31 protein-coding genes and 1 pseudogene are annotated in these 25,670 nt (G+C 71.8%); 13 read left to right on the top strand and 19 right to left on the bottom strand.

The genetic code is table 11. The features are described from left to right. Positions 1 to 138 precede the first annotated feature (138 nt). Together EDD30_RS40915 and EDD30_RS25710 are read right to left on the bottom strand one after the other, a co-directional pair. A complete protein-coding gene (locus EDD30_RS40915; RefSeq protein WP_244945404.1) occupies positions 139 to 846 on the bottom strand; it encodes a glutaredoxin domain-containing protein in 708 nt (235 codons plus the stop codon). Further along, the gene (locus tag EDD30_RS25710; RefSeq protein ID WP_084557592.1) at positions 843 to 1,586 is read right to left on the bottom strand and encodes an ArsR/SmtB family transcription factor; all 744 of its coding nucleotides are present in this window, start codon (positions 1,584 to 1,586) and stop codon (positions 843 to 845) included. Before EDD30_RS25710 ends, EDD30_RS40915 begins: the two co-directional genes overlap by 4 nt. Before the next feature lie 191 nt (positions 1,587 to 1,777). Between EDD30_RS25710 and EDD30_RS25705 the strand changes: the two genes are divergently transcribed. Both EDD30_RS25705 and EDD30_RS25700 read left to right on the top strand, forming a co-directional pair. After that, a complete protein-coding gene (locus EDD30_RS25705) occupies positions 1,778 to 3,139 on the top strand; it encodes an MBL fold metallo-hydrolase (protein ID WP_071809221.1) in 1,362 nt (453 codons plus the stop codon). Next, positions 3,136 to 4,395 (top strand): MFS transporter, encoded by a 1,260-nt coding sequence (locus EDD30_RS25700; RefSeq protein ID WP_071809218.1) that lies wholly within the window; start codon positions 3,136 to 3,138, stop codon positions 4,393 to 4,395. The genes EDD30_RS25705 and EDD30_RS25700 overlap by 4 nt, the downstream gene beginning before the upstream one ends. A gap of 20 nt (positions 4,396 to 4,415) precedes the next feature. On the opposite strand, the gene EDD30_RS25695 is transcribed toward EDD30_RS25700, so the two are convergent. From EDD30_RS25695 to EDD30_RS25680, 4 genes are all read right to left on the bottom strand, one after another. Beyond that, positions 4,416 to 4,748: a YnfA family protein gene (locus EDD30_RS25695; protein ID WP_071809217.1), complete on the bottom strand. Its 333-nt coding sequence runs from the start codon at positions 4,746 to 4,748 to the stop codon at positions 4,416 to 4,418. 71 nt (positions 4,749 to 4,819) lie between these two features. Next, positions 4,820 to 5,158 carry a hypothetical protein gene (locus tag EDD30_RS25690; protein WP_071809215.1) on the bottom strand — a complete coding sequence of 113 codons (339 nt, stop codon included), beginning with the start codon at positions 5,156 to 5,158 and terminating at the stop codon, positions 4,820 to 4,822. Further along, a complete protein-coding gene (locus EDD30_RS25685) occupies positions 5,155 to 5,589 on the bottom strand; it encodes a MerR family transcriptional regulator (protein WP_071809213.1) in 435 nt (144 codons plus the stop codon). Before EDD30_RS25685 ends, EDD30_RS25690 begins: the two co-directional genes overlap by 4 nt. Positions 5,590 to 5,665: 76 nt before the next feature. Beyond that, entirely contained in the window at positions 5,666 to 6,517 is an 852-nt protein-coding gene (locus EDD30_RS25680; RefSeq protein WP_071809211.1) for a hypothetical protein, read from the bottom strand. A 311-nt stretch (positions 6,518 to 6,828) separates the two neighbouring features. On the opposite strand from EDD30_RS25680, the gene EDD30_RS25675 reads away from it, so the two are divergent. Together EDD30_RS25675 and EDD30_RS25670 are read left to right on the top strand one after the other, a co-directional pair. After that, the gene (locus EDD30_RS25675; RefSeq protein ID WP_071809209.1) at positions 6,829 to 7,269 is read left to right on the top strand and encodes an SRPBCC family protein; all 441 of its coding nucleotides are present in this window, start codon (positions 6,829 to 6,831) and stop codon (positions 7,267 to 7,269) included. Between the two features lie 27 nt (positions 7,270 to 7,296). Next, on the top strand, positions 7,297 to 7,917 hold the full coding sequence (locus EDD30_RS25670; protein ID WP_071809207.1) for a maleylpyruvate isomerase family mycothiol-dependent enzyme: 621 nt from the start codon (positions 7,297 to 7,299) through the stop codon (positions 7,915 to 7,917). A 25-nt stretch (positions 7,918 to 7,942) separates the two neighbouring features. Here EDD30_RS25670 and EDD30_RS25665 read toward each other — a convergent pair whose 3' ends face one another. Beyond that, positions 7,943 to 8,521, bottom strand: coding sequence for a TIGR03086 family metal-binding protein (locus EDD30_RS25665; protein WP_071809205.1), 579 nt, complete (start codon positions 8,519 to 8,521; stop codon positions 7,943 to 7,945). Positions 8,522 to 8,598: 77 nt separating this feature from the next. Between EDD30_RS25665 and EDD30_RS25660 the strand changes: the two genes are divergently transcribed. Further along, positions 8,599 to 9,375: an AraC family transcriptional regulator gene (locus EDD30_RS25660; RefSeq protein ID WP_084557590.1), complete on the top strand. Its 777-nt coding sequence runs from the start codon at positions 8,599 to 8,601 to the stop codon at positions 9,373 to 9,375. A 111-nt stretch (positions 9,376 to 9,486) separates the two neighbouring features. Here the strand turns inward: EDD30_RS25660 and EDD30_RS25655 are convergent, their stop codons facing one another. Beyond that, complete coding sequence (locus EDD30_RS25655) at positions 9,487 to 10,137, bottom strand: TetR/AcrR family transcriptional regulator (protein ID WP_394328319.1); 651 nt, start codon at positions 10,135 to 10,137, stop codon at positions 9,487 to 9,489. 112 nt (positions 10,138 to 10,249) lie between these two features. Between EDD30_RS25655 and EDD30_RS25650 the strand changes: the two genes are divergently transcribed. Continuing rightward, positions 10,250 to 11,242 (top strand): NAD(P)-dependent alcohol dehydrogenase, encoded by a 993-nt coding sequence (locus EDD30_RS25650; protein WP_071809201.1) that lies wholly within the window; start codon positions 10,250 to 10,252, stop codon positions 11,240 to 11,242. A gap of 8 nt (positions 11,243 to 11,250) precedes the next feature. On the opposite strand, the gene EDD30_RS25645 is transcribed toward EDD30_RS25650, so the two are convergent. The 5 genes and pseudogenes from EDD30_RS25645 to EDD30_RS25625 form a co-directional block, all read right to left on the bottom strand. Continuing rightward, positions 11,251 to 11,469, bottom strand: coding sequence for a hypothetical protein (locus tag EDD30_RS25645; RefSeq protein ID WP_071809199.1), 219 nt, complete (start codon positions 11,467 to 11,469; stop codon positions 11,251 to 11,253). A 157-nt stretch (positions 11,470 to 11,626) separates the two neighbouring features. Continuing rightward, positions 11,627 to 13,012, bottom strand: a complete 1,386-nt coding sequence (locus tag EDD30_RS25640; RefSeq protein WP_244945403.1) for a serine/threonine-protein kinase — start codon at positions 13,010 to 13,012, stop codon at positions 11,627 to 11,629. A gap of 427 nt (positions 13,013 to 13,439) precedes the next feature. Beyond that, positions 13,440 to 13,805, bottom strand: coding sequence for a nuclear transport factor 2 family protein (locus tag EDD30_RS25635; RefSeq protein WP_071809197.1), 366 nt, complete (start codon positions 13,803 to 13,805; stop codon positions 13,440 to 13,442). Between the two features lie 40 nt (positions 13,806 to 13,845). Then, complete coding sequence (locus EDD30_RS25630; protein WP_244945402.1) at positions 13,846 to 15,000, bottom strand: serine hydrolase domain-containing protein; 1,155 nt, start codon at positions 14,998 to 15,000, stop codon at positions 13,846 to 13,848. Between the two features lie 33 nt (positions 15,001 to 15,033). Next, positions 15,034 to 15,435, bottom strand: a pseudogene (locus EDD30_RS25625) (zinc-binding dehydrogenase); the annotation flags it as partial. A gap of 49 nt (positions 15,436 to 15,484) precedes the next feature. Between EDD30_RS25625 and EDD30_RS25620 the strand changes: the two are divergent. Both EDD30_RS25620 and EDD30_RS38430 read left to right on the top strand, forming a co-directional pair. Next, positions 15,485 to 15,955 carry a hypothetical protein gene (locus EDD30_RS25620; RefSeq protein WP_071809191.1) on the top strand — a complete coding sequence of 157 codons (471 nt, stop codon included), beginning with the start codon at positions 15,485 to 15,487 and terminating at the stop codon, positions 15,953 to 15,955. Between the two features lie 654 nt (positions 15,956 to 16,609). Next, positions 16,610 to 17,245, top strand: coding sequence for a VOC family protein (locus tag EDD30_RS38430; RefSeq protein ID WP_143162869.1), 636 nt, complete (start codon positions 16,610 to 16,612; stop codon positions 17,243 to 17,245). A gap of 60 nt (positions 17,246 to 17,305) precedes the next feature. On the opposite strand, the gene EDD30_RS41565 is transcribed toward EDD30_RS38430, so the two are convergent. Beyond that, the gene (locus tag EDD30_RS41565; RefSeq protein WP_071807837.1) at positions 17,306 to 17,917 is read right to left on the bottom strand and encodes a VanZ family protein; all 612 of its coding nucleotides are present in this window, start codon (positions 17,915 to 17,917) and stop codon (positions 17,306 to 17,308) included. Positions 17,918 to 18,154: 237 nt separating this feature from the next. Further along, a complete protein-coding gene (locus EDD30_RS25600) occupies positions 18,155 to 18,511 on the bottom strand; it encodes an STAS domain-containing protein (RefSeq protein ID WP_071807836.1) in 357 nt (118 codons plus the stop codon). A 275-nt stretch (positions 18,512 to 18,786) separates the two neighbouring features. Here EDD30_RS25600 and EDD30_RS25595 point away from each other — a divergent pair, with 275 nt between their 5' ends. Further along, on the top strand, positions 18,787 to 19,791 hold the full coding sequence (locus EDD30_RS25595) for an AraC family transcriptional regulator (protein WP_071807839.1): 1,005 nt from the start codon (positions 18,787 to 18,789) through the stop codon (positions 19,789 to 19,791). 91 nt (positions 19,792 to 19,882) lie between these two features. On the opposite strand, the gene EDD30_RS25590 is transcribed toward EDD30_RS25595, so the two are convergent. Then, positions 19,883 to 20,248, bottom strand: coding sequence for a hypothetical protein (locus EDD30_RS25590; RefSeq protein WP_211353759.1), 366 nt, complete (start codon positions 20,246 to 20,248; stop codon positions 19,883 to 19,885). 300 nt (positions 20,249 to 20,548) lie between these two features. Between EDD30_RS25590 and EDD30_RS25585 the strand changes: the two genes are divergently transcribed. Then, positions 20,549 to 20,839: a hypothetical protein gene (locus EDD30_RS25585; protein WP_071804184.1), complete on the top strand. Its 291-nt coding sequence runs from the start codon at positions 20,549 to 20,551 to the stop codon at positions 20,837 to 20,839. 21 nt (positions 20,840 to 20,860) lie between these two features. Beyond that, complete coding sequence (locus tag EDD30_RS25580; RefSeq protein WP_244945401.1) at positions 20,861 to 21,139, top strand: sigma factor; 279 nt, start codon at positions 20,861 to 20,863, stop codon at positions 21,137 to 21,139. 119 nt (positions 21,140 to 21,258) lie between these two features. Here the strand turns inward: EDD30_RS25580 and EDD30_RS25575 are convergent, their stop codons facing one another. Both EDD30_RS25575 and EDD30_RS25570 read right to left on the bottom strand, forming a co-directional pair. After that, positions 21,259 to 22,092 (bottom strand): polysaccharide deacetylase family protein, encoded by an 834-nt coding sequence (locus EDD30_RS25575; protein WP_071804185.1) that lies wholly within the window; start codon positions 22,090 to 22,092, stop codon positions 21,259 to 21,261. 290 nt (positions 22,093 to 22,382) lie between these two features. After that, the gene (locus EDD30_RS25570) at positions 22,383 to 23,279 is read right to left on the bottom strand and encodes a Gfo/Idh/MocA family protein (protein ID WP_071804190.1); all 897 of its coding nucleotides are present in this window, start codon (positions 23,277 to 23,279) and stop codon (positions 22,383 to 22,385) included. 76 nt (positions 23,280 to 23,355) lie between these two features. On the opposite strand from EDD30_RS25570, the gene EDD30_RS25565 reads away from it, so the two are divergent. Together EDD30_RS25565 and EDD30_RS25560 are read left to right on the top strand one after the other, a co-directional pair. Continuing rightward, a complete protein-coding gene (locus EDD30_RS25565; RefSeq protein ID WP_071804209.1) occupies positions 23,356 to 23,721 on the top strand; it encodes a hypothetical protein in 366 nt (121 codons plus the stop codon). Continuing rightward, on the top strand, positions 23,714 to 24,136 hold the full coding sequence (locus EDD30_RS25560; protein WP_071804192.1) for a hypothetical protein: 423 nt from the start codon (positions 23,714 to 23,716) through the stop codon (positions 24,134 to 24,136). Before EDD30_RS25565 ends, EDD30_RS25560 begins: the two co-directional genes overlap by 8 nt. A gap of 78 nt (positions 24,137 to 24,214) precedes the next feature. On the opposite strand, the gene EDD30_RS25555 is transcribed toward EDD30_RS25560, so the two are convergent. Next, positions 24,215 to 25,669 (bottom strand): glutathionylspermidine synthase family protein, encoded by a 1,455-nt coding sequence (locus EDD30_RS25555; protein WP_071804194.1) that lies wholly within the window; start codon positions 25,667 to 25,669, stop codon positions 24,215 to 24,217. Position 25,670: the final 1 nt, after the last annotated feature.

Below are 25,670 nucleotides of genomic sequence, written 5' to 3'. Positions count from 1 at the left end.
GGCCCACCACCCCACGCAGCAGCCCGCACAGCCCAACGGCAGGGGATCGGCGGAAGTCGCCGTGATCTCGGTGAGCTCCAGGTTCTGTCCGTCTTCCGTGATGCCGCGGCAAGGAGCCGTCGGCTACGGCTGATGGATCTACCCGCGGGCGAGCTGGTCGACCGTCGCCGCCTTGGGGTTGACCAGCCATCGCTCGGCGACGTGGACGGTTGGCACGGTTTCGTTGCCGTCGGCGACGGAGCGGACGGCCGCAGCGGCTTCGGGGTCGGTCCAGATGTTGATTTCGGTGAAGGTCAGGCCGCGGCGTCGCAGCCCTCGGCGCAGCAGGTAGCAGTAGGGGCAGCCGGGTCGGCTGTACACGGTGATCGGCGTGTGGGACGCCGCGGCGTCGGTCATGGCGTGGAGTCTCCGCTGGGCCGGGTGGCGGCGCCAAGGATGTGCGGAGCGGCCGGGCTGCTCGGCCCGATGCGTTGGACGCGACGCGTGCGCTGTTGGCTCTTCCGGTGCCGTTGGCTCGGGGTGCGGGGATCGAGCGGCGCGCCAGGGATGGCCGGGGTCGGTGGCGACGGCGTCCTCGGCGACCTGCAGGGCGTAAGCCGGCGAAGCGGTGCTTCCGGTCGGGCCAATGTGGACCGGGCCCCGGTAGGTGTGACCGGTCAGGTGACACCAGGCCGGCAGGTCCAGCGGTGCGGCCGGGTCGGTGGTGTGCACGTGGATGACGGTGCCGGGTGCGGCATGCACGGTGAGCGGGCGCAACTCAAGGAGAATTTGTACGCAGCGGCGGTCGCCGCCGTCGAGAACGAGCACCGAACTTGTCGGGCTCGTGCGGTCGGGAGTGGTGTTCACCGTGCCTCGTCGGTTGTCTCGACGCCGTTGCGGGCGAGGAGGGTGTGGGCGGCCGCGGTGAGCAGTTCGGCGGCACGGTCGGCCCCCGTTTCCAGCGGCAGCTCGGCCGCCCGCCATTCGAGGATGCCCTCGGCCAGGGGCCGGGCGCGGCGGCCCTGGGCGGTGAGTAGCCGGACCGCGTCGTGCGCAAGGACGCAGTAGGCGCCCCGACAGTAGGCGACGATCTCCATCCTGGCGGGCAGGTCACCGATGCGGTCGGCGAGCTGATCCAGCGGGATGGAGACCGCCCCGGGCAGGTGCCCGGCGGCGTACTCCTCGGCGGGGCGCACGTCGAGCACGGTGACCCGGCCGAGTTTGACCCGGTGCAGCAGTTCGTCGCGGTCGACCGGTTCGGCCTCGGCCGGGCCGAGGTAGGCGGTGCGGGCGGCTTCGACGTCGGGCAGGTGGGCGGCGGCCACCGTCTGCAGCCGGGCGTAGAGGTCGGCGACATCGCCACCGGCGAGGCGGTAGTACACCTTGGTGCCGTCCTTGCGGGTGGCGACCAGGTTGGCCTGCTTGAGGGTCTGTAAGTGCGCCGAGCAGGTGGTCATGCCCAGGGCGGCGGCGCGGGCCAGGGCCTCGACGGTGCGTTCGCCCTGGGCGAGCAGGTCGATCAGCTCCAGGCGCTTCGGGCTGGACAGCGCCTTGCCGACCCGGGCGAACTGCTCGAACAACTCGTCCTTGCGTTCCCGGTTACCCATCCTGGCCCCTTTCCCTCGGGTCGTGCCGGTTGATTCTCGTGCACCTCGAAGGCGGTCAGAACGTGAGGACCTTGTCCGCCCACACGATGTCGTCGGCACAGTCCGCCCTCTTCCCTTATTCCAAAGTTCTTTGGAGGACTGTATGTTCGTGGAACTGCGAAGTCCAGCGCACCGCTGAAAGGGACCCCGCGATGAGCGCACCGCCGATCCACCCCCTGGTGGATGAAGGGCTGGGCAACACCGCCTGGCTGATAGACCTCGGCGACGGCCGCGCCCTCGCCGTCGACCCGCCCCGGGACCTGCGAGCGCTGCGGGCGGTCGCCGAGCGGCGCGGGCTCACCGTCGCGTACGCCGCCGACACCCACCTGCACGCCGACTTCCTCACCGGCGCGGTGCAACTCGCCGCCACCGACCACGCGACCATCCTGGCCTCGGCCGACGGGCACCGCGCCTTCGACCACTACGGACTGCACGACGGTGACGAGGTCGACCTCGGCGGGCTCACTCTGCGCGCCCTGACCACGCCGGGGCACACCGACGAACACCTGTCGTTCCTGCTCCTCGACGGTCCCACGCCGCTGGGCGTGTTCACCGGCGGGTCGCTGATCGTCGGCTCGGCCGCCCGCACCGACCTGCTCGGCGCCGACCGCACCGAAGAACTGGCCCGCGCCCAGTACGCCTCGCTGCACCGCCTCGCCGCCCTGCCCGACGCGACCGCGGTGTGGCCCACCCACGGCGCCGGGTCGTTCTGCTCCGCCCCGCCCGGCGCGGCCCGCAGCTCCACCATCGGCACCGAGAGGGCCACCAACCCACTCCTCGCCGCCCCCGACGCCGACACCTTCGTCGCCCGGCTGGTAGCCAGCCTGGGCTCCTACCCCAGCTACTTCGCACGTCTCGGCGAGCTCAACCGACGGGGACCCGCCGTCATCACCGACGGGCCGATGCTGCCGGCCCTCGACGTCCCCGCCGTGCGTCGCCTGCTCGCCGACGGCGCCGTCATCGTCGATGTCCGCCCGGTCGCCGACATCGCCGCCGGACACATCCCCGGCGCCGTCGCCAACCCGCTGCGCCCGCAGTTCGCCACCTGGCTCGGCTGGCTGGTCGCCCCTGACACCCCGGTGGTCATCGTCCGCAATCCCGACCAGGATCCGGCCGACATCGTCTGGCCCGCGCTCAACATCGGCTTCGACCGCATCGTCGGCGAGCTGGCCGGCGGCATGCCCGCCTGGCGCGCCACCAGGGCCGAGGTGAGCACCACGCGACTGGTCACCCCCGACCAGATGCCCGCTCGAGGCGTGCTGGACATCCGGCAACACGCCGAGTACACATCCGGGCACCTGCCCCGCGCACTGCACCTCGAACTCGGCCACCTCCCACAACAGGCAGGCGCGGTGCCGAGCGAGGCGCTCACCGTCATGTGCGGACACGGCGAACGCGCGATGACCGCCGCCACCCTCCTCGAACGCGCCGGACACCGCGACCTCAGCGTGCTCGTCGGCGGCGCCGAAGACTGGGCCACCGCCACCGGCCAGCACCTGGAGGAAGGCGCATGACCAGCCCCGCCACGGCCCCCGCCGTCCGGTTGGGGATACGCGCCAACCTCGCCCCATTCAGCCTGCTGGTCGCGGTCAACGCCCTCGTCGGCGGCCTCCTCGGTCAGGAACGCACCGTCCTGCCGCTACTGGCCGAACGCGAGTTCCACCTCACCGCCTACACCGCCGCGCTGACCTACATCCTCGCCTTCGGCGCCACCAAGGCCATCACCAACTTCTTCGCCGGCACGTGGGCCGACCGCTACGGCCGCAAACCCGTCCTGCTCGCCGGCTGGCTCATCGGCATCCCCGTCCCACTGATGATCATCTGGGCCCCGTCCTGGGGCTGGATCGTCGCCGCCAACGTCCTCCTCGGCGTCAACCAGGGCCTGGCCTGGTCGACCACAGTCATCATGAAGATCGACCTCGCCGGACCGTTCCGCCGCGGCCTGGCGATGGGACTCAACGAGGCCGCCGGCTACCTCGCCGTCGCCGGCACCGCCCTGGCGACTGGGTGGCTCGCCGCCGAGCACGGGCTGCGCCCGGCGCCGTTCCTGCTCGGGCTCGCCTACGCCGGCCTCGGCCTCGGCCTGTCCGCATTCTTCGTGCGGGAAACCCGCGAGCACGCCCGCGCCGAGGCCGCCGTCCACCAGAGCGTCGACGGCGCCCACCACGGCGAGCTACGTACCGGGCAGATCGCAGCCCTCGTCTCCTACAAGGAACCAGCTCTGGCCTCGGCCAGCCAGGCGGGCATGGTCAACAACCTCAACGACGGCCTCGCCTGGGGCCTGTTCCCCCTGCTGTTCTCCACCGCCGGACTGTCGCTGACCCAGATCGGCGCCCTGGCCGCGCTCTACCCGGCCGTGTGGGGCCTCGGCCAGGTCGCATTCGGACCGGCATCGGACCGCTACGGCCGCAAACCCTTCATCGTTGCCGGAATGCTCGCCCAGGCCGCCGCCCTCGCCGGCGTCGCTGCCAGCAATTCCTTCGCCGCCTGGACAACCACCGCCATACTCCTGGGCCTCGGGACCGCGGCGGTCTATCCGACGCTGCTCGCCGCCATCGGCGACGTCGCCCACCCCGCCTGGCGCGCCCGCGCCGTCGGCGTGTACCGCCTCTGGCGCGACGGCGGCTTCGCCATCGGCGCCATCCTCGCCGGGATCGTGGCCGACCTCGCCGGCATCCGCGCCGCCGTCTGGGTCGTCGCCGCCCTCACCGCCATCTCGGGAGTACTCGCATGGGTCCGGATGTATGAAACGCACCCACGCCGGCGATGACACGCCTGCGGCGTCGGCGGTCAGGTGCGGGGGGCGTACATGATGACGGCGACACCGACCAGGCAGATGACAGCACCGGCGATGTCGTAGCGGTCCGGGCGGAACTTGTCGACGACGACGGCCCAGCCGAGGGAGCCGGCAACGAAGACGCCGCCGTAGGCGGCGAGGATCCGGCCGAAGTGCGGGTCGGGTTGGAATGCGGCGACAAAGCCGTAGGCGCCGAGGGCGATGACTCCGGCGGCGGCGAACCAGGCGGTGCGGTGTTCGCGCACGGATTGCCAGATCAGCCAGGCGCCGCCGATCTCGGCCAGGGCGGCGACGGTGAACAGCAGCAGCGAGCGGATGATCGTCACAGTGGTATCGCAACAGACCTGTCGGGCCGGGCCGCCGGGAGGATGCCCCCCGAGCGGCCACGACGCCGGAGTCAGCAGTTGCAGGTGCCGCTCGCGCAGCCACCGGCACCTGCGGCGGCTGCCGTGCGGGCCGAGCGGCGGCGGTGCAGCCACCACATCGTGGCGGCGGCGGCCACCAGCACCCCGGACATCCCGAGCAGGATGTTCTCGGCGAGGGCGGCGCCCGCGCCGGTGAGCAGTCCGGCGGCGATCAGCAGCGGCAGCGCGCAACAGGCGGCGCAGGCCAGCGCGGCGAGCCCGGCGGTGATCTTGCTGCGCGTCGGAGGGGCGTTGTCAACCGGCGTGCCGGGTGCAGAAGAGGCGCTGGTGGAGGGCAGGGCGTGGAGAGGGCGTGCGTGTTGCAGGGTCATGAGGCGTCTCCATCGGCGAGTTCGGCGAACGGCAGGGGGCAGTCGTCGCAGGTGCAGGCGGTGAGGCTGTCGCAGCCGGCCGCCACGACGCGGGCGAGGGCGCCGCGGATGGTGCTCAGGTCGGCGATCTTCCGGTCGACTTCGGCGATCTTCGCCTCGGCCCGCGCCTTGAGGTCGGGAGTGGGGTGCCCGCGTCGGCCGGTGTCGAGCAGCTCGGCGACCTCGTCCAACGTGAAGCCGAGGCGTTGCGCCGCCTTGATCACGCTGAGCAGGGTGACCGTGTCGGCGGGGTAGGTGCGGTGTCCGCCGGGACTGCGGGCTGGTTCGGCGATGAGCCCACGGCGTTCGTAGTAGCGCAGGGTCTGAATGTTCACCCCGGCCCGCTCGGCGACCTCGCCGGTGCGCAGCCGCCGGTTGCCGATGTCGTACATCAGGCCGCCGCCGCGTCGATGCGGGCACCGCTCTTGCCGCCCGGGTAGAGCCGCACGTCGGTGTAGCCGAGCCGCTTCATGAGCGGGCTCCGGCCGGGGTGGCGGTGCCGAACACGGCGGTCACCACATCGCTCGCCTCCGGCGGAGCGGTCACCCTGAACCGCATCCCGGCCGGACCCACGGTCAGGGTGAAGGTGAAGAACGAGCAGCAGGCGTACTCCGCGGCAACCAACCGGGCCAGCTCCACCGTCATCGCCGGGTGGTGCTCGAAGGTGAGGGTGACCCCACCGTCGGCGGGCTCGCGCCCGGTGGCCCGCTCGATGACCGCCTGCCATTCGTTGATCCGTCCGTACATGGCGTCGATCCCGCCGTCGATCGTGCACACGAGGTCCGGCCCGTCTGCCGCGCCATCGGTGGCGCCCCCGGTCAGGGCGGCGCGGGCGGCCGGGATTCGCACCGCCGTGACCGCCGACGCGGCGGTCACACACGGGCAGTCCGCACCGCACGCCGCACCGCCGGCGGGCGGCTGCGCCAACCGGTGCGCGGCACCCTGCAACCGCGCCACCAAGGCGGCCGGCTCGGTCGCCTCCGTCTGCAGGTCAGCGGCCACCGGCGACAGGCCCGGCAGGTGCCCGCCGGCCTCGGACTGGATCCGGGCGGCCTGCTCGATCTGCTCCACGACCCGCAGCTCGGCGGCGGCCAGCAGCGCGTTGACGATCTGCGCCATCCGCTGCTGCACCGCTGCGCAGTCCCCGGCGTCGAACAGCACCATCAGGTCGGCCAGGTCATTGCCGTCGATGCTCAACTGCCGGGCGCCGGCGACGAACCGCGTCCGCGGCGCCGATTCATCGGCCTCGACCTGCGAGACACTGTCCGCGACGGCGGTGCCGCAGCACCCGCACCCACCGCTCTGCACCACGTCTGACATGGCAACCTCCACGGCCCTCGGCCCTCGCTGTCGTCCTTCGACCGTAAGCCTGTACCTAGGTACCGGATTCAAGGGTTAGGGCAGTGGCGACCGTCACATGATGTGGCGTCCCGGCGGCTATCGCAGGCCGGAGAGCCGGGGCGGCAGGTGCGCCGCGCTCGAGGCAGATTCGGCTCCTTGCCGCCGGGCGCCGGCCTACAGTTGGCCGTGACGACAGCGACAGCGGGATGGGCGGGCCATGGCGGCTGGGACCAAAGACGATCCGTGGATGCTGCGCACGCCTTCCGGGTCGGGCGCGTAAGGAGGGCGTGATGGCCGTCGACGTGCTGACCGAGACCGTGATCGACCGGCCGGTGGCCGAGGTCGCCGCGTACGCGGCGGACCCCGACAACGCGCCGCGCTGGTACGCCAACATCGCCTCGGTGGAGTGGGTGAGCGAGCCGCCGTTGCGCCTGGGCAGCCGGGTGACGTTCCAGGCGCAGTTCCTCGGCCGTACCCTGCGCTACACGTACGAGATCGTCGAATACGAGCCCGGCGAGCGGCTGGTGATGCGCACCGCTCAGGGGCCGTTCCCGATGGAGACCACGTACACCTGGGCACCGGCCGACGGCGGCGGCACCCGGATGACGCTGCGCAACCGCGGCGAGCCGTCCGGCTTCTCCCGGGTTGCCGCGCCGATGATGGCAACGGCGATGCGGCGGGCCAACCGGGCCGACCTGGCTCGGCTCAAGGCCCTGCTCGAGTCCATGTGACCGCCGGAGCGGGGACGGGAGCCGACGATGGACACCTGGCAGATGATCCGCACGGAGCGGGCGGCGCTGGTCGAGGCGCTCGCCGCCCTACCGGCACCAGCGTGGGACCGGCCGTCGTTGTGCGCCGGCTGGACCGTTCGCGACGTCGTCGCTCACATGATCGCCACCGCGTCCATGACGCCGCCGCGCTTCTTCGCCAAGCTGATCGGCAGCGGCTTCCGGTTCGATGCGATGGTGCGCAAGGACATCGCCGCCGTCACCACCGGCCGTTCCCACGCCGATCTCGTCGAGGCGCTGCGGGCGCGGATCGATGCCCGCACCGGGCCGCCCGGACCGACCCTGTCCTGGTTGGGCGAGACCATCGTCCACGGCGAAGACGTCTTCCGCGCCCTCGGCGGCTACCGCGACCACCCGATCGCCCACCTGATCGAGGTTGCCGACTTCTACAAGGGCAGCGACCTGCTTATCGGCGCCAAGAGCCGCATCGCCGGCGTCACCCTCACCGCCACCGACACGGACTGGCGGCACGGCACCGGCCCGCAGGCCACCGGCACGATGATCGCGCTGGTGATGGCGATGACCGGCCGGTCCACTGCCCTCGACGACCTCACCGGCGACGGCGTCGACGTCCTCCGTACCCGCTGCTGAACCGACGCCCCGACCCAGGGGACCGTTATGCGGGAGGGCCAGCCCATCGGGGGTCGCGGCCGCTGAGCGCCAGTGCCCGCTCGAAGGCCGCAACGTTGCCGGCGACGGTCACCGGGGTGGCGTAGATGCCCATCTGACGGCCCTGATCGCCCATGTCGGTGATGAACCGACAGGTCGCCTCGGCGACGTCGTCGTCGCAGTGGTAGTCCTGCCCGGTAGCGCGTGCCAGGTCCCACCCGTGGATGGCGAGGTCGGTGGCGAGCATGGTGGCGATCATCGGGGCCGGCATCTCGGCCCCGCCCATGCTCACCATGCCGTCCCACGCGCTCGGCTGCGCCCACGCGGCCGCGGCGGCGCGGCCCTCGTCGTCGAAGCGGTCGGCCCATCCCTCGGTCATCAGGTCGCGGCCCCACAACTGGTCGGGCACGGGTTGCCGTCGGCCGGCGAGGTGCAGCGCACTCGTCACCTGCAGGAGGTGGTTGGTCAGGGTCTGTACGTCCCATTCGGCGCAGGGTGTGGGTGCGTGGAACTGGTCGGGCTCGACGCCGCGTACCACGGCCGCCGCCTTGCTGATCGACTTGTTCAAGAGTGCGTTGAGCTGCATGAACGCAGGCTAGGCCAGGGCCACGGACCGGTCTTGAACAAACGCGACGCGCCCGTGGGATCCGCTAGCCTTCACTCGTGCCGGCGATCCTCAACCCGGGCGCGGGCCAGGAGAAGTTCCGGTTCAGCGCGCCCGACGCCGCAACGGCGCTGCGACCGTACGTGGCCCACTACTGGATCGTCGTCTGGGACCTTCGCGGCCAGGACCCCTACGAACAGCAGGTCCTGCCCTACCCGGCGATCAACATGACCTTCAAGCCCGGCCGGTGCCGCATCGCCGGCGTCCCACGCGGCCGTTTCACGGAGGTATTGCACGACGCCGGACGAGTCTTCGGGGTGCGCTTCCAGCCCGGCGGCTTCCAGCCCTTCCTCGGCGCACCGGTCTCCTCGATCACCGACCGGTTCCTCGCGATCGAGGACGTCTTCGGCCCATCGGGGCGGGCACTCGCCGAGGCGGTGCTCGCCGCTGACGACGACACCGCCGTGGCCGTGATGGACGAGTTCCTCACCGCCCGCGCACCCCAGCAGCCCGAGTCCGCTGCCCAGTTGGCCGCCGCCATCGTCGCCCGCACCGCCGCCGAGCCCGGCATCACCCGCGTCGACGACCTGGCACGCGCGTTCGACCTCACCGTGCGCCAGCTCCAGCGCCTGTTCGCCGACTACGTCGGCGTCGGCCCGAAATGGGTCATCCGCCGCCACCGCCTCCACGAAGCCGCCGCCCGCGCCACCGCCGGCACCCGCCTCGACCTCGGCGCCCTCGCCGCCGAACTCGGCTACAGCGACCAGGCACACCTCACCCGTGACTTCGCCAGCATGATCGGCGTACCCCCTTCCCAGTACATCCAGGCGCAGTAGTCGGCGTGCCGGGCTGGGTGAACGCGGGCCATTTCGCCTCCGCCGTCGGCGTGCCGGGCGACCGGGTCCGGATCTGATCGAGCGCCGCAGAGGCGGCGCGCGGCATGGGTGTCAGGGACGCCCGTGCCGCGCGTCGCGGTCGAGCCCGTCGAGAATGAGCTCCAGACCGTACGCGAACTCCTTGCCGAAGTCGTATCCCGGCCGCAGCACGTGCTCCGCCGTGAACTCCGCCAGATGCGGATACTGCTCGGCGGGGAACTGCGCCATCATCGCCTGGGCCAGTTCCGCCGTCTCCTCGGGCGTGTCGAACGGTAGGCCGCGTTCCTGCAGCGCGAAGCCGTAGATATAGCTGTCGAGCAGCGCGTACGCGTGCGCGGCCAGCTCCACGGAGAAGCCGGCGGTACGCAGGCAGCCGAGTACGGCGTCGTGGTGGCACAGCGTGGCCGGCCCGGGAGAGGTCCGCGACTCCATCAGGCCGACGGCCCAGCGGTGCCGGGTCAGGGCCGCGCGGACCGAGTTCGCGCGCAGCCGCATCGCCTCGCGCCAGTCGCCGTCGGCGGCGGGCGGGTCGATCTCGGCGAACACCAGGTCGACCATGCCGTCGAGCAGATCCTCCTTGTTGGCCACGTGGGTGTAGAGGGACATCGCCTCGACGCCGACGGCCTCGCCCAACCTGCGCATGGTCAGCGCTTCCAGGCCGCTCCTGTCGGCAAGGGTGACCGCCGCGCGGAGCACGCCGTCGCGACTGAGCGGTGATCGCACCGCCCGATTACCACGCCCGGCCATCGCGGCCCCCTTCCCTCGTGGTTGACAAGCTTACGCTGTAAGGATCATCCTTACGTCGTAAGGATGCGGCGAATCGAGGAGCGGCACTATGACCACCACTTCCATGCGGGCCGTCGTTCAGGAGCGTTACGGTCCCACCCCCGAGGACGTCCTGGGGCACGGCCGGATCACCCGGCCCGCGATCGGGCCGGACGATGTCCTGGTACGCGTGCACGCCACCGCCGTCGACCGCGGCACCTGGCACCTCATGGCGGGACTGCCCTATCCCGTACGCGCGGCAGGCTTCGGAATGCGGCGTCCGAAGCACGCCAATCCCGGGCGGTCCCTGGCCGGCACCGTCGCGGCGGTCGGCGCCGCCGTGGCGGACCTGCGTCCGGGCGACGAGGTATTCGGCATCGGCGATGCGACCTTCGCGGAGTACGCCCGTGCCCGCGCCGACCGGCTCGCCGTGAAGCCCGCCAACCTGTCCTTCACGGAGGCGGCCGCGGTGCCTGACTCAGGAATGACGGCCCTGCAAGCCGTCCGCACTCACGGACGGGTGCGCGCGGGGGAACGGGTGCTCGTCATCGGTGCGTCCGGCGGCGTGGGCAGCTTCGCGGTGCAGATCGCCGCGGCCGACGGCGCCCAGGTCACCGGCGTGTGCCGTACGGACAAAGCCGACCTTGTCCGCCGGCTCGGCGCACACCGGGTCGTCGACTACACGCGCGACGACCCGACCGACGGCGGGACCCGCTATGACGTCATCATCGACACCGGGGGCAACCGGCGCCTGTCCCACCTGCGCCGCGCCCTCTCGCCCCGGGGCCGGCTCGTCATCGTCGGCGGGGAGAACGGCGGACGCTGGCTCGGCGGCACCGACCGGCAGCTCCGCGCGCACCTGCTGTCACCGTTCGTACGGCAGCGGCTCGGTTCCTTCGTCGCCTCCGAGGACGCGGCCGGGCTCGTGGAACTGCGCAGCCTGCTCGAGACCGGCGCGGTCGTGCCCGCGGTCGATCGGACGTACCCGCTCGACCGCGCAGCGGCCGCGATCCGGCACCTTCTCGACGGCCGCGCCCACGGCAAGGTGGTGATCACCGCCTGAGGCGGGACTCAGCGATCCAGGCCGTGCAGGCGGCGGTAACCGGCCTCCTGCATGCGGAAGATCCGCTGCCGCTCTTCCTCGCGCTTACGCGCGGCGGCGAGTCCGGGGGCGAGCAGGCTCCAAAAGATCATGACCAGCAGGGCGACCCACGCCCACCAGGGGACTACCGCCTCCGGGCCCACGAGAAGGCTCGTCCACTCGTAGGCGGGGTCGAGATATGCCTCCATATGAGCCTCCTTACCGGCGGGACGGCCCCCAATATCGACCAGCCGCCGCGGCGGCTTAGCGTTTCGCGGAACGCCGCCTCAGGTGGTGTTCCCGGCTCGCCGGCCCAGGTGGTGTTCCCGGCTCGCCGGCTCAGGCGGTGTCTTCGGATCGCCCGGCTCAGATGGTCACGACGGCCACCGGAATGCCGGCGACGCAGCTCACCGAGATCCGGATCCGGCTCGGGCCGTCCCGGAAGACGATCACGGCCGCGAGCGCGGGCCCGGGATTCACCCGCTCGACCTCGTACGGGTTCACCGGCGCGAAGGCGACGATCCGCGCCAGCCCTACCCGCGTGCAGCGCGCGGAGACGGTGCCGCCGGCCGACCGGAACGTCGCCACGCCGTCGGGCAGCCCCGACGGTGACTCGGAGGCGCTCGGCCTTCCGGTGGGCTCGCCCGTCGGCGACGGAGCCTGTTCCTCCGGTGCCGTCGTCGGCCGCCGGGGCACGGTCGCGGAGGTCACGCCGGGTTGGCCGCCGGGCGCGGTCGTGCCGGTCGGCCCGGAAGCCGCGGTCGGCGCGGAATTACCGGCCGGAGGCACGGAGATCGCCGCAGGCAGCTCGGACTCGGGCTGCGCGCCCCCGGACAGCAGCATCCAGCCGGCGACGGCCAGCAATGCGACGGTCGCCGCGGTTCCGGCCAGTAGCTTCCCGCGGCGACTCGGCGGGTCCACGGGCGGCGGCGGGGCTCCGGCGCGCAGAACCGCGCCACCGCCGAGCACCTGGGCGACCTCGGCGGCGCTCGGCCGCTCGGCCGGCTCCTTGCGCAGGCACCGGTTGATCAACGCGGTGATCTCCGGCGGCACCCCCGGCAGACTCGGCAGCGGGAAGGGTTCCACCTTCACGTGGGCGGTGAGCATCTGCGTCGTGCTGTCGGCCGTCCACGGAGACTCGCCCGCCAGCAGCCGGTAGAGCAGCACGCCGAGGGCGTAGACGTCCGAGGCGGGCTCGACGGCGTCGGAGGTCATCCGCTCCGGTGCGAGGTAGGCCGGCGTACCGAGCAGCTCCTCCGGCTCGGCGGCCCCGGCCGAGGCGGCGAGTCCGAAGTCGACCACCTTGACGCCGTCCCGGGTGACCATGACGTTGGCCGGTTTGATGTCGCGGTGCACCAGACCGTCGGCATGCGCGGCGGCCAGGGCCGCCGCGACCTGCGCGCCGATCCGGCAGATCTCCTTCGGCGCCAGCACCCCGGTCCGCGAACGCTGCTGCAACGTGATGCCGTGCACCAGTTCCATGACCACGTACGGGACCCGCTGGCCGTTCTCCTCCGCCTCGCCGTAGTCGTACACCTGGGCGATGTGCGGATGGGACAGGGCCGCGGCGGCGCGAGCCTCGGCACGGATGCAGGCACGCGACTGCACGTCGTCGGCGTACCGTCCGGCCAGCAGTTTGATGGCGACCGTACGGCCGAGCACCTCGTCGCGGGCCCGCCAGACCACCGCCATGCCACCATGGCCGATCGGTTCCAGCAGCGTGTAGCGGCCGCCGAGCATCTGCTGCTGCACCTCCGTCCGAGGCTGCCACGCCGGTCGGCGAGGCAGCGGGGCAGCCACGCCTGCTCGGTGAGACCGCTCCACCGCCGGCGGGACCGCCAGGCCCGCATGGCCGGCCCGCTCCACCCGTGTCGGGAACGCCACGCCTCCTTGGCGGGAGCGCCGCGCTTCGGGCGAGGCTGCCGCGCCCTTCTGGCGAGTCCGCCACGTCCCTGCCGGAGTCTGCCGCGCCTTCACCCGAGGCAGTCTGCACCTCTGGGCGCCGGATGGCACTGGATGATCGCGATGTCCGGGATTCATCGCCGTGAATTGAGTAGACAGACCCGGCATATCGGAAGGTGATCACGCATTTACCGGAGCGGCTCACCTTCGGCTGCCGGCGCAGCTTGCCTTCGGCTATCGGTGCCGCTCGCCTTCGGCACGGCTCGCCGCGGCACCCCTAGGAATCGGGGTGCCGCATCCACCACTCGGTGAACTGTCGCGCCTGCCCGTTGTTGTCCAGGCGCAGCACCCACATGTTGCTGTAGACCCGCGGCGGCGAGGAATAGCGTGTCGTCGCCTCGATCACCGCCAGTTCGTCGGCGACGATCAGCGGATGCCACTCGAAGGTGGCGGACCCGGGCTCGTCCCGGTGCTCGAGCCACCCCGCGACGATCGCCTGCCGGCCCACCCACGGCTGCGCCCACGGTTCGGTGAAGTAGGCGGCGTCCTCGGCGAACAACCCGGCGATGGCGCCGGGGTCATTGGTCTCCCAGGCGGCCCGATAGGTGTTTACCCACGCAGTGACCGCGTCGAGGTTCGTCATCGTCTCTCCTCCCGGAACGGGACGAACAAACCGGCGGCGCTCACAGATATGCCAGCCGCTCGAACTCCTGCTGCGCCCCGCTCCACAGGAAGTCGCTGACCTGGGTGAAGGCGATCGCGGTCAGGCCCTCGTGCGGATCGTTGAACCACGTCGTGCCGTACCCGCCGGACCAGCCGTACCGCCCCGGGCCGGAGGTCGCGTCCGCCGTGACGGTGACCGCCATGCCGAGCCCCCAGCCGGCCCCGCCGAGCAGCACGCCCGCCGACTCCACCTGCGCCGGGGTGAGCCGGTTACTCGTCATCAGCTCGACCGACTGCTCGGACAGCAACCGGGTGCCGCCGTGGACGCCGCGGTCGAGCAGCATCCGAGCGAAGGCGTGATATTCATCCACCGTGGAGATCAGCCCGCCCGAGCCCGACGGGAAGACCGGGGGCTTGCTCCAGATCTCCGGGCCCGTGTCGGTGCGTTCGGTCATCGTGCCCGCGCCCGGCTCGGTCAGGTAGTAGCTCGGCAGCTCGCGGGCCCGGGTGGCAGGCAGCCAGAAGCCCGTCTCGCGCATGCCGAGCGGTTCGAAGAGCCGCTCGCGCAGCACGTCGCCGAGCGGCTTGCCCGCCGCCCGCGCCAGCAGCACGCCGAGCACCAGGGTGCCGGCGTTGTACTGCCACTGCTCGCCCGGCTGGCGCATCAGCGGCAGCGTGCCGAACCGGCGGATCCACTCGTCGGGGCCGTGCGGGGTGCGGGGGTCGGGCGGACCGAGCACGAGGCCCAGCTCGTTCGCCCGCTGGTTGATCGGCCAGGGCGGGTCGAACGACGGCTCGGTGATCAGGCCGAACCCCATCCGGAAGGTCAGCAGGTCCTCCACCGTCACCGGCCGGTGGGGGGCGACCGTGTCGTCCAGAGGCCCGTCGATGCGGGCCAGCACCCGCTGCCCGGCCAGCTCCGGCAGCAGGCGGTGGACGGGCTCCTCCAGGTCGATGAGGTCGTCCTCGACGAGGATCATCGTGGCGGCGGCGAGGACCGGCTTGGTGAGCGAGGCGATCCGGAAGACGGTGTCACGGCGCATCGGCACGTCGCCGCCGAGCGCGGTGGTGCCGATCGCGTCGACCCGCACCTGGTCGCCCCGCGCGACGAGCGTGACGATTCCGGGGAACTCGCCACGCTCGACGCGGGCCGCCATCGCCTCATGCAACGTCATGGAGACCACCATGCCAGGTGGCTCCGACAGAAATCAGAATCCGGCGAGGACGGTCTTGCCGATGGTCGACCCCGCCTCCACATCCGCATGCGCCCGGCGCAGACCGGCGGCGTCGATCCTCTCGATGAGGGTGGTCATCGTGGTGTGCAGGATTCCCTTGTCGACCAGCTCGGCGGCCTGACGCAAGATCTCGTGCTGGGCCGTGCTGGTGGGATCGTGCAGGGCACGGGTGAACATCAGCTCCCAGTGCCAGGCGATGCTCTTGGACATGAGCGGCGACACGTCCAGGTTCGGCGCGTTGTCGATGGCCACCACCGCTCCGAAGGGCTTCACGATCTGCGCGAACGTCGCCATCATGCCGGCCGAGTGCGTCGAGAACACGTAGTCGACGCCGTCCGGCAGCGCGGCGGCGAGGTCACCGCGATGATCGACGACGCGGTGCGCGCCGCGGAATTCTGTCGGTCCCTGGGGTTAGCGTCGCGCCATGACCGTTCAGTGGCGCCACCTGCCCGCCGCCGCCCGGCCCATCGCGGCGGCCACCGCCGCCGCGGCGATGGCGGCCCGCGACCAGGACCGGGACGCTCTCACCGAGGCGGTGGCCCTGCTCAGCACGCAGGACCAGACCCAAACCGGGCTCATTCTCGGTACGGCGGTGCGCCTGCAACTGGAAGCGGCCCACCCCGACGGCCTCGACGCCGACGACGTCCGCGCCGTCCTCGAGAAGAGCGTGCGTCCCGCGGCTGCCTGGTGCCCCGAGGTGGACCCGCAGGTGATGCTCTACCTCCTCGCGGGCGCCCTGGGAGTCTGGGACGACGACGGTTCCCCACCGCCGGCGCCCGGCGCTCTCGCGCTGCATGCGGCGCTGCTGCTCACCCACCTGAGCGGGGCCCGACCGATCGCGGAGGTCATCACCGCCGCACTCGGCGAGATCCAGCATGCGCAGCTCAATGACTAGGAGGCGGCTCCGGTGAGCAGTCGGCACGGCGCGGGATGAATCGATGAGCGGTACGGGTCGTTGAGCCCTTCGGCGGCGGCATTTCCGCCGGCGCCGAAAGCTGCCCGACAGGAGTCCGCCATGGCCAAGGAACGACCGGTGACCGCCGGCGGCAGGACGGCGAACGACCAAGGCCGCCATCCCGCCCCGCCCGACCCGCAGGCGACCCGTCCCACACCCGCGGCCGTCACCCCAGGCCCGCGCCGCCCCGCCTCGGGAAGCCCCGCCGACCCCCGCCCGATCCCCCCGCCCTTCCTGAACCTCGAGGAAGGAGAGGCGCACGCCGGCCCCGCCGCCACCTCCGCGTCGGCGCCCGCCTCGCCGTGGACGTCAGAGCCCGCCGCGGAATCGGAGTCCGCCTCGACGGCCGAGTCCTCCTCGGCGTGGGCGTCGGAGTCCGCCTCGGAGGCGGAGCCCTCGGCGCGGACATCGGACTCCGCCCCGGGAGCGGAGCCCTCGGCGCGAGCTTCGGAGTCCGAAACGGAGGCGGGGTCTTCGACGTGGGGTTCCGAGTCGGCCTCGACGTCGGCGTCGGTACCGACTGCGGCCGAGCGGGCCCACATCACCGCGACGGCAGCGACCGCCGACCAGGGCCGAGCGGCCGCCGATGGCCGGTTGGCCGGTCAGATCCGGGCAGCCGGCCAAATCCAGGCGGCCCGGCAGATCCAGGCGGAGGGACAGGGCGGCCTGGCCAGAGGGCAAGGCTCGGTCGGCGGGCAAGGCTCGCTCGATGGGCAAGGCTCGGTCGATGGGCGGGGCTCGGTCGATGGGCAAGGCTCGGTCGATGGGCGGGGCTTGTCGACGGGGCGTGGTCAGGCCGCCGAGCGGCGGGGGCAGGCGCCGAAGCGCGGGGTCGCCAAGGTTCCGTCTCCTCGGCCGATGCTGCCCGGGCTGCAACTGCAGCCGATGGTCCACGTGGCGGACATGCCGGCCGCCGTCGGGTTCTACGAGAAGCTGGGCGGTGAACTGATCCACGGGGAGCGGGGCGGGGACTGGGTGCTCATGCAGGTCGGGACCGCGCAGGTCGGACTCGTCACCCGACCGCCCGACCCGGCACAGGGTGAGAGCACCGTCGAGCTCAATTTCTCGGCGACCATGCCCCTCGAGCGCCTGGAGAAGCAACTGCGCGACCGCGGCGTCACCATCGTGCGGCTGGCCACGGATCGGGATCTGGGCACCCGCCTACACGTGGAGACGCCGGACGGGATGCCGGTCAAGATTCACCAGGTGGAGCCGGACCTGATGATCTGAGCCGGCCGCCGGCTCGCGAACCCAACCCGTCTGCGGACGGTGCTCGCCAAGCCCGCTCTCCTAGTCGTCGGACAAGGATCTCGATTCAAGGCCGGGGCCCGGGCCCGGGCTGAGGTCGCAGCCGGGGCTGAGGACGGGACCGGAGCTGGGGACGGGACCGGGGCTAGAGCTGGGGCTGGAGTCCGGACCGGGGCCGGGCCGGGACTGCGGAGCCGGGCGTGCGGGTCGGCGCCGGGGAGTTGGTGGGCAGGCGCTGGCGCGATGGATCGCCGACGGGACCGCCAGCCGGAGGATGAGCAGGCCGATCAGGGCTCCGGCGGTGTTGGCGATCAGATCGTTCACGTCGATCGTGCGCCGGCTGCCGAGGGTGAGGCCGAGTACCAGTTGCACCCCCTCGATCGACGCGCTGGCCGCCAGGGCGCGCAGGCCGGTCGCCCGGAGGCGGTCGGTCGCCGGCCACAGTAACGGCACGAGTACGCCGAACGGGATGAACATGATGATGTTCAGCGTGAAGCTCGGCGCGTCGACGTCGCCGGGGATCCAGTGGACCATGGTCATGAACGGTTCGCCCGCCCAGTAAGAGGCGGGCCGGACGCGGATCGGGAAGATCGTGATGGCGACGACGCCGGCGGCGTAGAGGAGCAGGATTCCGATCGTCGCGCGCCGCCACATGATCCTTCAACGGTAGGCGACCGCAGAAAGCACGGCCGACCGGGCTTCACGCCCCGCCGAGGACACAACACGACCGGGTGGGGCATTCCCGCCGCAGGCCCGCCACCCACCGGGACGGCTAACCCGCCGGGGCGACGGCGAGACAGCGGAAACGGCGGAACAGCGAGGCCAGCCGCGTAGGCGACCGGCAGGAAGGCCGCAGGCCGATAGCGCAACAGGCCGGCGGAGCCCGACCGGTCAGCTCGGGCGCAGGCCGACCGACGTCCGCGGGTTGGGCGGTTCGGCGCAGCCGAGCAGACCCACCAGCCCGGAGATCCAGAGCTGCCGGTACACCGTCGGGCTGGGATGACTCACCACGAGCTTGACCCCGGAGGCCGCCGCGGCGTGGAAGCAGGCCACCAGGATGCCGATGCCGATACTGTCGATCAACATCACCCGTTGGAGGTCGAGGTCTATCCGTGCCGGCGTCTGCGAGGTCAGGACGTCGTTGACGGCGTCGCGCATGACGTGGGCGTTGTCGAGGTCGATCTCCCCGCTCGGGGCGATCTCGACGGTTCCGTCGGCCAGTTGACGAGTGGTGATCGGCAGATACACGGCTGCCCTCTTCCTGGCGTCGTGCGGGCGACGCCGAACGTTCCGCGGAATCTTCTGCGCGACCAGCCGCACAGCCCGGCACCTCACCCCGGCACCGGTCGGACCTCCGCGTCCCAACAACTATCCGCTGGTCTGCAAGTTACGCCAGGTAGGCGCGGAACGCCAGCGTAGTTCATCAGCCCGGAATGTGCCGGAACGGTCAGGGCCGCGGGGAGGCATTGACGGGACCCTAAGTGATCCGAATACTCGCCGTATGCGTAGGAGTGCCGTACGAGATGAGTGATGCTCTTGACAGGACGGTGACACCCTCACCCGCAACCTCCGCTATCTCCAGCTTCAGCAGTGTCGACATCGATGACACGCGGTCGTTGCTGCGCCGCTTCTACTACCCGCTCACGGTCGGCGCGCCCGAGGGAGCCGAGGGTTTCGAGTTCCGCGCCGATGTGATCCAACTCGGACCACTGACCGTCGGACAGCTCGGTTTCGGAGCTCCCGTGACGCTCGTCGCGGGCGAGCTGGACGCGTACCACGTGACGATTCCGACGGCCGGGCGGCTGCGAGCCCGGCACGCCGGCTACGAGGTCACCGCCGAGCCGGGAACCGCCGTTCTGTACGGCCCGGGCAAACCGGTCTACACCCTGCACGGCGCGCAGTCGGCCGAGCTCGACGTCAAGATCGAGCGATCGGCGCTGGAGGCGGAGCTGTCCGCACTGCTCGGCCGGCCGGTGACGGGGCCGATCGACCTCCCACCGACGGTCGACCTGGCTGCCGGACCGGCCCGGAGCTGGACCACGCTGGTCCGGCTGCTGCAAGGCGAGATCGCCCACCCGGCCAGCCTGGTCCGGCGGTCTCCGATCGCAGAGCACCTGCGCCGCAGCATCCTGGGCGGGCTGCTGTTCAGCGTGCCGCATCGCTACACCGACGAGCTGACCGCGCCCGCGCCCGCCGGACCGCCGCGGGCGGTGCGGCGGGTGATGGACGCCGTCCAGGACGAGCCGGAGCGGCCGTACACGGTGGCGGACCTGGCCCGGATCGCCGGCGTCAGCGTGCGGTCGTTGCAGGAGGGCTTCCGCCGGCACGCCGGCTGCACGCCGATGGCCTACCTGCACCAGGTACGGCTGACGCGCGCGCACGAGACCCTGTGCAGCGAGGACCCGGCCAGTGCGACCGTGGCGGCGGTGGCGCACCGGTGGGGCTTCGCGCATCTGGGCAGGTTCGCTTCGGCGTACCGTGCGCGCTTCGGGGTGTGCCCGTCGCAGACCCTGCGCGGCCTCGCCTAGCGCGGCAGGCAGTCGCGGGCCGCGACGAAGTGCGGGTCACGTTCTCAGGTCGCGGCGTGGGCCAGGAGCGCTCCTTGAGACGCGGCGCGGATCACTCCCCCGGATCGCGGCGCCGGGGCCGGGGGAGCTCCTCGATCCGCGGCGGAGCCGCCGGACCGCCGAGAAGGCGCGGCGGGGCCGCCGTACCGCCGAACAGGTTGCCTCGCGGTGGCACCCAATGGCGCCAGGGCCCGAGCCGGGGCGGCACCGCCACGTTGGCGCCGTCGCCCGCGCCCCGCAGGGTACGCAGATAAGCGAGCACCCGGGCCGCGGCCGCACCGCCGTCCTCGGCCAGGGCAGCGAGCATCTCCTGCTCGGTGCCGCGGTCCTGTTCACCGGGCTGGAGCCGGGCGACCAGCCCTGCGAGCAGGCGGACGATCTCGCCAGCGTCCCGCTCGGCGTCGGACAGCCCGCTCACCTCGTTCGGCCTGTGTCGATCGGGCCCGTCCTCGGTGCGGCATGCCTGCGTTCGTTCATGTCACGTTCCCCTCGCCACGCGTGCGCACGGTCCCCGCCGGAACGCCCGCACACATGACAACGGAGAAATGTATTCGGCCCACTACACACCGTCCATCCGTTGCGCGCGGCGGCTGTCCGAATCACGCTCACTTGGCCCTCAGGACGGTGATCGTCCGTTTCCTTCCTTGAGGAACAGGCGTTTATTTCCGACGATCCGGGTATGCCTGCGAGGAGGTGTCGGCTTCCGCGGGAGGGAACCATGACGGAGCAGGATCGTACGCCGATGGAGGAGACGGAGGAGGTGGCCGACGCCATTGAGGACGATGTCGCCGTCGGCGCGTTCGTCACCGGGGGCGGGCCGGACTCCGACAACCCGCAGTTCCTGCAGCCGGGCGAGGAGATCAAGATACGCACCGGAGCCGACCAGCCCTGGGACCCGGAGGACCTGGCCGTGGCCCAGGGCCGTTATCCGACGCCGGAGAACATCGAGCGCGCCCGCAGAGAACTGGAGCGCGACGGCGCCGCCGCCATCGAGCGCACCGTTCCCTAGCGTCACTCCACCGTGGTGGTGATGGCGTGCCGGTGGCGAACGGCCGTGGCGCGTCGATGCGTGAGGCGGTCTTCACCGGCGCCCGGGCCGCCCAGCCACGACGCACCCAGTAGGCGCATCCTGCGCGATCCGGCCCAGGCGGAGGAGGTCGCCCAGGAGGTGCTGGTGGAGATCTGGCGTACGGCCGCCCGCTTCGACGGCGCCCGGGCTCAGCCACCGCGTGGGTGTTCACGATCGCGCACCGCCGCGCGCCGCGCAGCAGGTCACAGGCATCGGTGGGCGGGGACGGCACCGCCGTGAGGTGGTCCGGCCGCCGCGCAGCACCCTGCTCCATCGGTGTCGCCTCTCCGTCGTCCACGGGAATTCAACGCCGGTGCGGGACGCGACGGGATGGGTCCGGAACTCCCGGGCGGGAGCGGTCAACCAGGGAGCGGCTTGTGCGACGCGACGGCCGGGCCGGGGCTGGGCGTGGCGGAGGCGAGGAGCTCGGACACCGTGACGAAGCGGAAGCCGCGGCGGCGAAGACCGTCGAACATCGCGGGAAGCCCGCGTACGGTCACCAGCCGGCGGTCGTCGCCCTCGTCGTGAGCCAGGACGATGGTGCCGGGCTTCACCGCGTCCACGATGTAACGGGCCTGCGCCGCCGGGTCGCCCTTGTACCGGATCTCGTGCATGGCCTCGGACCACAGCGTGATGGTGTAGCCCATGCGGGCCGCGGCCAGCACGGTCGATCCGCCGAGATGGCCGAACGGCGGGCGCATCAGGGTCGGCGTACGGCCGGTGAGACGCTGGATCGCCTCGTGGGTGCGTTCGAGCTCCCGGCCGACCTCCTGCAGATCCAGCGTGGCCAGATCGGCGTGCGACCAGGAGTGGTTGCCGATCTCGTGCCGGGCCAGCCGGCCGCGGACGAGGTCGGCGTGCTTCTCCAGGTTCTCCCCGACCATGAAGAAGGTCGCCGGGACGTTGGCGGCGTCCAGGGCGTCGAGCACCATCGGCGTCCATTGCGGGGCCGGACCGTCGTCGAAGGTGAGCGCCACCAGTTGCTGGGTGGTGTCGACTCGGTAGCGGATCGCGACGTCGGCGTGCTTCACCGCGGACAGGTCGTCGGCCGCGGCGGCATACCCACCCCGCACGGGCGGACGGTCCCAGCCGAACCAGTCGCTGACCTCGCGGCTCCCGGCCACACCGGCGGCGACCCCGACCGCGCCGGTGAGGGCGGTGCGGATGAGGGAACGCCTGCTCAGCGGCCGCATGCCTGGCCCTCCGGGCGCACGGCGAGGGGCGACGCGGTGGCGTCGGCGCGCGAGGCTGCCGAGGTCATGGGCGTCCCCTCGTGACGGTGGTGAGCATGGACCATGGAGCTTCGTTGATCACGTCAAGGCCGGACCTCGGCCTGGATGCGATGCGTAGCCCCGGACTCACCTCAATCGGCGGAGAGGACCGCCGGATAAGCACCATGAGAGGCAGCAAAAGGTGCACGACGGGCGCCTTTGGGGTGCCGGACGTGCGCGAGATGTGAACTTGGTCGCAGTGCGACCCGCGGCTAGGCGATCGTGACGGTGCGGCCGCTGTCGATGGACTCGGCGGCCGCCGCCAGGATCCGCACGACGTCGGCGCCGAAACGGAGATCCAGCGCCGAGGGCGAGCCGCCGTTCGCGGCCTCGATCAGCGCGTCGATCGCCCTCGCGAACGCCTCCACCGGCAGCCAGGGCACCGGCGGGACGACGGCCACGCCCGACTCGCCGTACAGGGCGGCGTCCTCGCGCTCGAGCTTCGCCGGAGCGTCCACCGACAGGGTCAGCGTGCTGATCGCCCCCTCGGCGTGCCGCATCAGGACGTGCGTCATGTCCCGGACCCCGGACAGCGCGGTCACCTCGGTGACCGGCCCGAGCACCGGCAGCAGCAGCGCCACCGCGTGCGGGCCGACGTCCCACAGCCCGCCGCTCTCCTTGCGCCACGCCGACTCGCCGAACGGGTTGCCGGGCTGGAAGATCGAGCCGAGGTGGTCGACCCGGCCCTCGAGCCAGCCGCCGGCCTCCCGGGCCGCCTCGACGAACTGCTGGATCTGCGGCATGAAGCGGCGGGTGAAGAACACCACCCCGGCGACGTCCGCCTCGGTGGCGGCGGTGACGATCTCCTCGGCCGCGGCCGCGGTGAACGCCGGCGGCTTGTCGAGCAGCAGGTGCTTGCCCGCCTTCGCGGCGCGCAGGGCGATGCCCGCCTGGACGTCCGGGGGCAGCGCGACCGCGATCGCGTCGACATCGGCGATCAGCGCGTCGATGTCCGCGTACGGCTCGGCGTCGTACTCCCCGGCGAGCGCCAGCGCCCTCTCGGCATTACGCCCCCACACGCCGACGAAGTCGACATCCTTGTGCGCCGCCAGCGCCGGAGCGTGCGCCTGGTGAGCCCAGGGTCCCGTACCGAATAGTCCGAACCGCATGGCCCTGTCGCCCTCCGCCGCAGATCACCCGGCCGAAAACTAACACGCGCACGCAGGTCAGTACGCTGTGCCGGTGATGAACGGCCCCCTCTCGATCGCCACCATCGTGGCGGCCCTCGTGCTGGGCGTCTGGTACCTGGTCCGCACGGCGCTGAACCGCGCCCCGAGCAACACCGACCTGTGGTCCATGATCGGCCTCGCCGCCCTGGTCGCGATCCTGGTCGTCGTCGCGGTCGTCGGCCTCTTCACCGGCGACCGGCCCACCGACTGGACCACCTTCGTCGGCTACCTCATCACCACGGTCGCGTTCGCGCCGGTCGCGGTCTACCTCGCCCGCCTGGAGCCGACCCGATGGGGAACCCTGATCCTCGGCGTCGCCTGCCTGGTGCTGCCCGTCCTGGTGCTGCGGCTGCAGCAGATCGCGGAGGTGACCGGTGGCTGAGCAGCCGACCCCGGTCCGCCCCCGCGACGCTGCCATCGGCTCCGGCCTCGGCCGCGTCCTCCTGCTCGTGTACGGCATCTTCGCACTCTCCGCGAGCGCCCGGGCCCTGGTGCAGATCACCACCCACTTCGCCGAGGCGCCCCTGGCGTACCTGCTGTCGGCCTTCGCCGGCCTGGTCTACCTCGCGGCCACCGTCGGCCTGGCGATCGGCGGCACCCGGGGCCGGCTGGTCGCCCTGGCAAGCTGCACCATCGAGCTGATCGGCGTCCTGCTCGTCGGCACCCTCAGCATCGCCGACGCGGTGGCCTTCCCGGACGACACGGTCTGGTCCCGCTTCGGCAGCGGCTACGGCTACGTCCCGCTGATCCTGCCCTTCATCGGCCTCTGGTGGCTCTGGCGCAACCGCCCCCGCTAGCCCGAGTAGGGCGCGTCGCCCAGGCCGAGACCGTGGGCACCCTGTACAACCGCTTCCTCGCGTGGCCGGAGGTCTGGCTCAGGTGATGACGTGGGGGACGAAGTTGCAGCGGTCCTTGGTCACCAGGCCGTCGGTGCCGAGGCCTTCGCGGATGCCCATGCCGGCCGGTTCGCCGTCGATGAGCCAGGCGCCGACGACCGGGTGGACCGTGCCTTCCAGGCCGTCGAACGACGGCAGTTCCAGCAGCTCCTGGACCACGAACTTGCCGTCCGCGCCGTACTCCGACGGGTTGTCGGCGATGGTCACGCCGTCCTTGACCAGGGTGACCGAGCCGCCTTCGCGGCCCCAGATCGGCTTCTTCGCGTACGAGGTCAGCCTGGCCGCCGACGAGGACTCCGCGAAGTAGGCGGGCAGCAGGTACCTGCCCCGCTCCGGGTCGTCACCGAAGAGTTTCCAGAGGACCGGGAGGATGGCCTTGTTGCCGAGCAGGGCCGCCTTGTACGGGGGTTCGATCCAGACCGTGCCGCGCTTGGCGGGGTCGGCCATGTTGCGGAAGAAGGCCTTGCCGCCCTCTTCGTTCCAGAACCATTCCCACGGGTAGAGCATGAAGATCACGTCGATCGGCTCGGCCTTGTGTTCCTGGCCGGGCGCGGGCACGAAGAGGACGCGGTCGCCGGCCACGTCCCAGCCGATCTGGCTCATGGCGATGAGTTCGACCGGGAATCCGGCCTCCTCGGCCGTGGCCATCAGGTACGCGACGTTCATCCGGTCCTCGCCGGTCGTCTCGCTCGTCTCGTACGCAAAGAAGATCTTGGGTTTCTCGGGGAGCCAGGGCCGGGCCTCGCGGAGCTTGGCGATGTTGCGCCGCCAGGCGCCCGGGTCGGCCGGTTCGCCGCCCGACGCCTCCCAGCCGACCAGGCGGTCGTGCAGGGAGTTCCACTGCCGCCACGGATGCTGGGTCACGCCGGTCTGGTCCATCCAGTGCCATTGCACGACCGCGGCCTCGACCAGGGACGTCGGCGTCTGCGCGTTGTACTCCAGCAGGCGTGGCACGCTGCCCGCGCCGTTGTACCAGAGGTCGAAGCGGCCGTAGATGCTCGGCGAGTAGTCCGGCGTCTGCATCGCCACCATGCCGTCCGGGTCCTTGTCCCGGTGGGTCCAGGTCTCCGCGTCGTCGTCGAACCAGGTGCGGATGATCTGCTCGTGCGTGTACTCCGGGATGCCGATCTTCGTCAGGAAGCAGGTCTCCGGGGCGCACACCGAGGCGAAATAGCCGTCACGGCGGCCCTGCGCGGTGCGCCGGGGGCACTGCTGGACCATCCAGTCGCCGGCCTCGAGGCACATGGTGTTCAGGGCGGTGGTCGCCGCCTCCAGCTCCTCGATCTCCGCCTCGGTGAAGTCGTAGTACGGACCCTCCTGCCAGTACGAGATCATCGTCCCGTCGGGCAGTTCGGTGTCGTTGTAGGTCAGGCCGAGGCTGTAGTTCGTGAGCCGCCAGCCGTCGCGGACCGGCCCGTACGGAATCCGTCGCAAG

The sequence above is a fragment of the Couchioplanes caeruleus genome (assembly GCF_003751945.1).
In the GTDB taxonomy this organism is placed as follows: Bacteria; Actinomycetota; Actinomycetes; order Mycobacteriales; family Micromonosporaceae; genus Actinoplanes; species Actinoplanes caeruleus.
The sequence above is the reverse complement of the archived record's forward strand: the minus strand, read 5'-3'. Positions and strand labels throughout refer to the sequence as shown.

Excerpts from the sequence above, each read along its gene's own strand:
- EDD30_RS25710 (WP_084557592.1), bottom strand. The coding sequence starts at position 1,586 with ATGGGTAACCGGGAACGCAAGGACGAGTTGTTCGAGCAGTTCGCCCGG.
- EDD30_RS25705 (WP_071809221.1), top strand. The coding sequence starts at position 1,778 with ATGAGCGCACCGCCGATCCACCCCCTGGTGGATGAAGGGCTGGGCAAC.
- EDD30_RS25700 (WP_071809218.1), top strand. The coding sequence starts at position 3,136 with ATGACCAGCCCCGCCACGGCCCCCGCCGTCCGGTTGGGGATACGCGCC.
- EDD30_RS25690 (WP_071809215.1), bottom strand. The coding sequence starts at position 5,158 with ATGACCCTGCAACACGCACGCCCTCTCCACGCCCTGCCCTCCACCAGC.
- EDD30_RS25685 (WP_071809213.1), bottom strand. The coding sequence starts at position 5,589 with ATGTACGACATCGGCAACCGGCGGCTGCGCACCGGCGAGGTCGCCGAG.
- EDD30_RS25680 (WP_071809211.1), bottom strand. The coding sequence starts at position 6,517 with ATGTCAGACGTGGTGCAGAGCGGTGGGTGCGGGTGCTGCGGCACCGCC.
- EDD30_RS25675 (WP_071809209.1), top strand. The coding sequence starts at position 6,829 with ATGGCCGTCGACGTGCTGACCGAGACCGTGATCGACCGGCCGGTGGCC.
- EDD30_RS25670 (WP_071809207.1), top strand. The coding sequence starts at position 7,297 with ATGGACACCTGGCAGATGATCCGCACGGAGCGGGCGGCGCTGGTCGAG.
- EDD30_RS25665 (WP_071809205.1), bottom strand. The coding sequence starts at position 8,521 with ATGCAGCTCAACGCACTCTTGAACAAGTCGATCAGCAAGGCGGCGGCC.
- EDD30_RS25650 (WP_071809201.1), top strand. The coding sequence starts at position 10,250 with ATGACCACCACTTCCATGCGGGCCGTCGTTCAGGAGCGTTACGGTCCC.
- EDD30_RS25645 (WP_071809199.1), bottom strand. The coding sequence starts at position 11,469 with ATGGAGGCATATCTCGACCCCGCCTACGAGTGGACGAGCCTTCTCGTG.
- EDD30_RS25635 (WP_071809197.1), bottom strand. The coding sequence starts at position 13,805 with ATGACGAACCTCGACGCGGTCACTGCGTGGGTAAACACCTATCGGGCC.
- EDD30_RS25630 (WP_244945402.1), bottom strand. The coding sequence starts at position 15,000 with ATGACGTTGCATGAGGCGATGGCGGCCCGCGTCGAGCGTGGCGAGTTC.
- EDD30_RS25620 (WP_071809191.1), top strand. The coding sequence starts at position 15,485 with ATGACCGTTCAGTGGCGCCACCTGCCCGCCGCCGCCCGGCCCATCGCG.
- EDD30_RS41565 (WP_071807837.1), bottom strand. The coding sequence starts at position 17,917 with ATGTGGCGGCGCGCGACGATCGGAATCCTGCTCCTCTACGCCGCCGGC.
- EDD30_RS25595 (WP_071807839.1), top strand. The coding sequence starts at position 18,787 with ATGAGTGATGCTCTTGACAGGACGGTGACACCCTCACCCGCAACCTCC.
- EDD30_RS25585 (WP_071804184.1), top strand. The coding sequence starts at position 20,549 with ATGACGGAGCAGGATCGTACGCCGATGGAGGAGACGGAGGAGGTGGCC.
- EDD30_RS25580 (WP_244945401.1), top strand. The coding sequence starts at position 20,861 with ATGGCGTGCCGGTGGCGAACGGCCGTGGCGCGTCGATGCGTGAGGCGG.
- EDD30_RS25575 (WP_071804185.1), bottom strand. The coding sequence starts at position 22,092 with ATGCGGCCGCTGAGCAGGCGTTCCCTCATCCGCACCGCCCTCACCGGC.
- EDD30_RS25570 (WP_071804190.1), bottom strand. The coding sequence starts at position 23,279 with ATGCGGTTCGGACTATTCGGTACGGGACCCTGGGCTCACCAGGCGCAC.
- EDD30_RS25565 (WP_071804209.1), top strand. The coding sequence starts at position 23,356 with ATGAACGGCCCCCTCTCGATCGCCACCATCGTGGCGGCCCTCGTGCTG.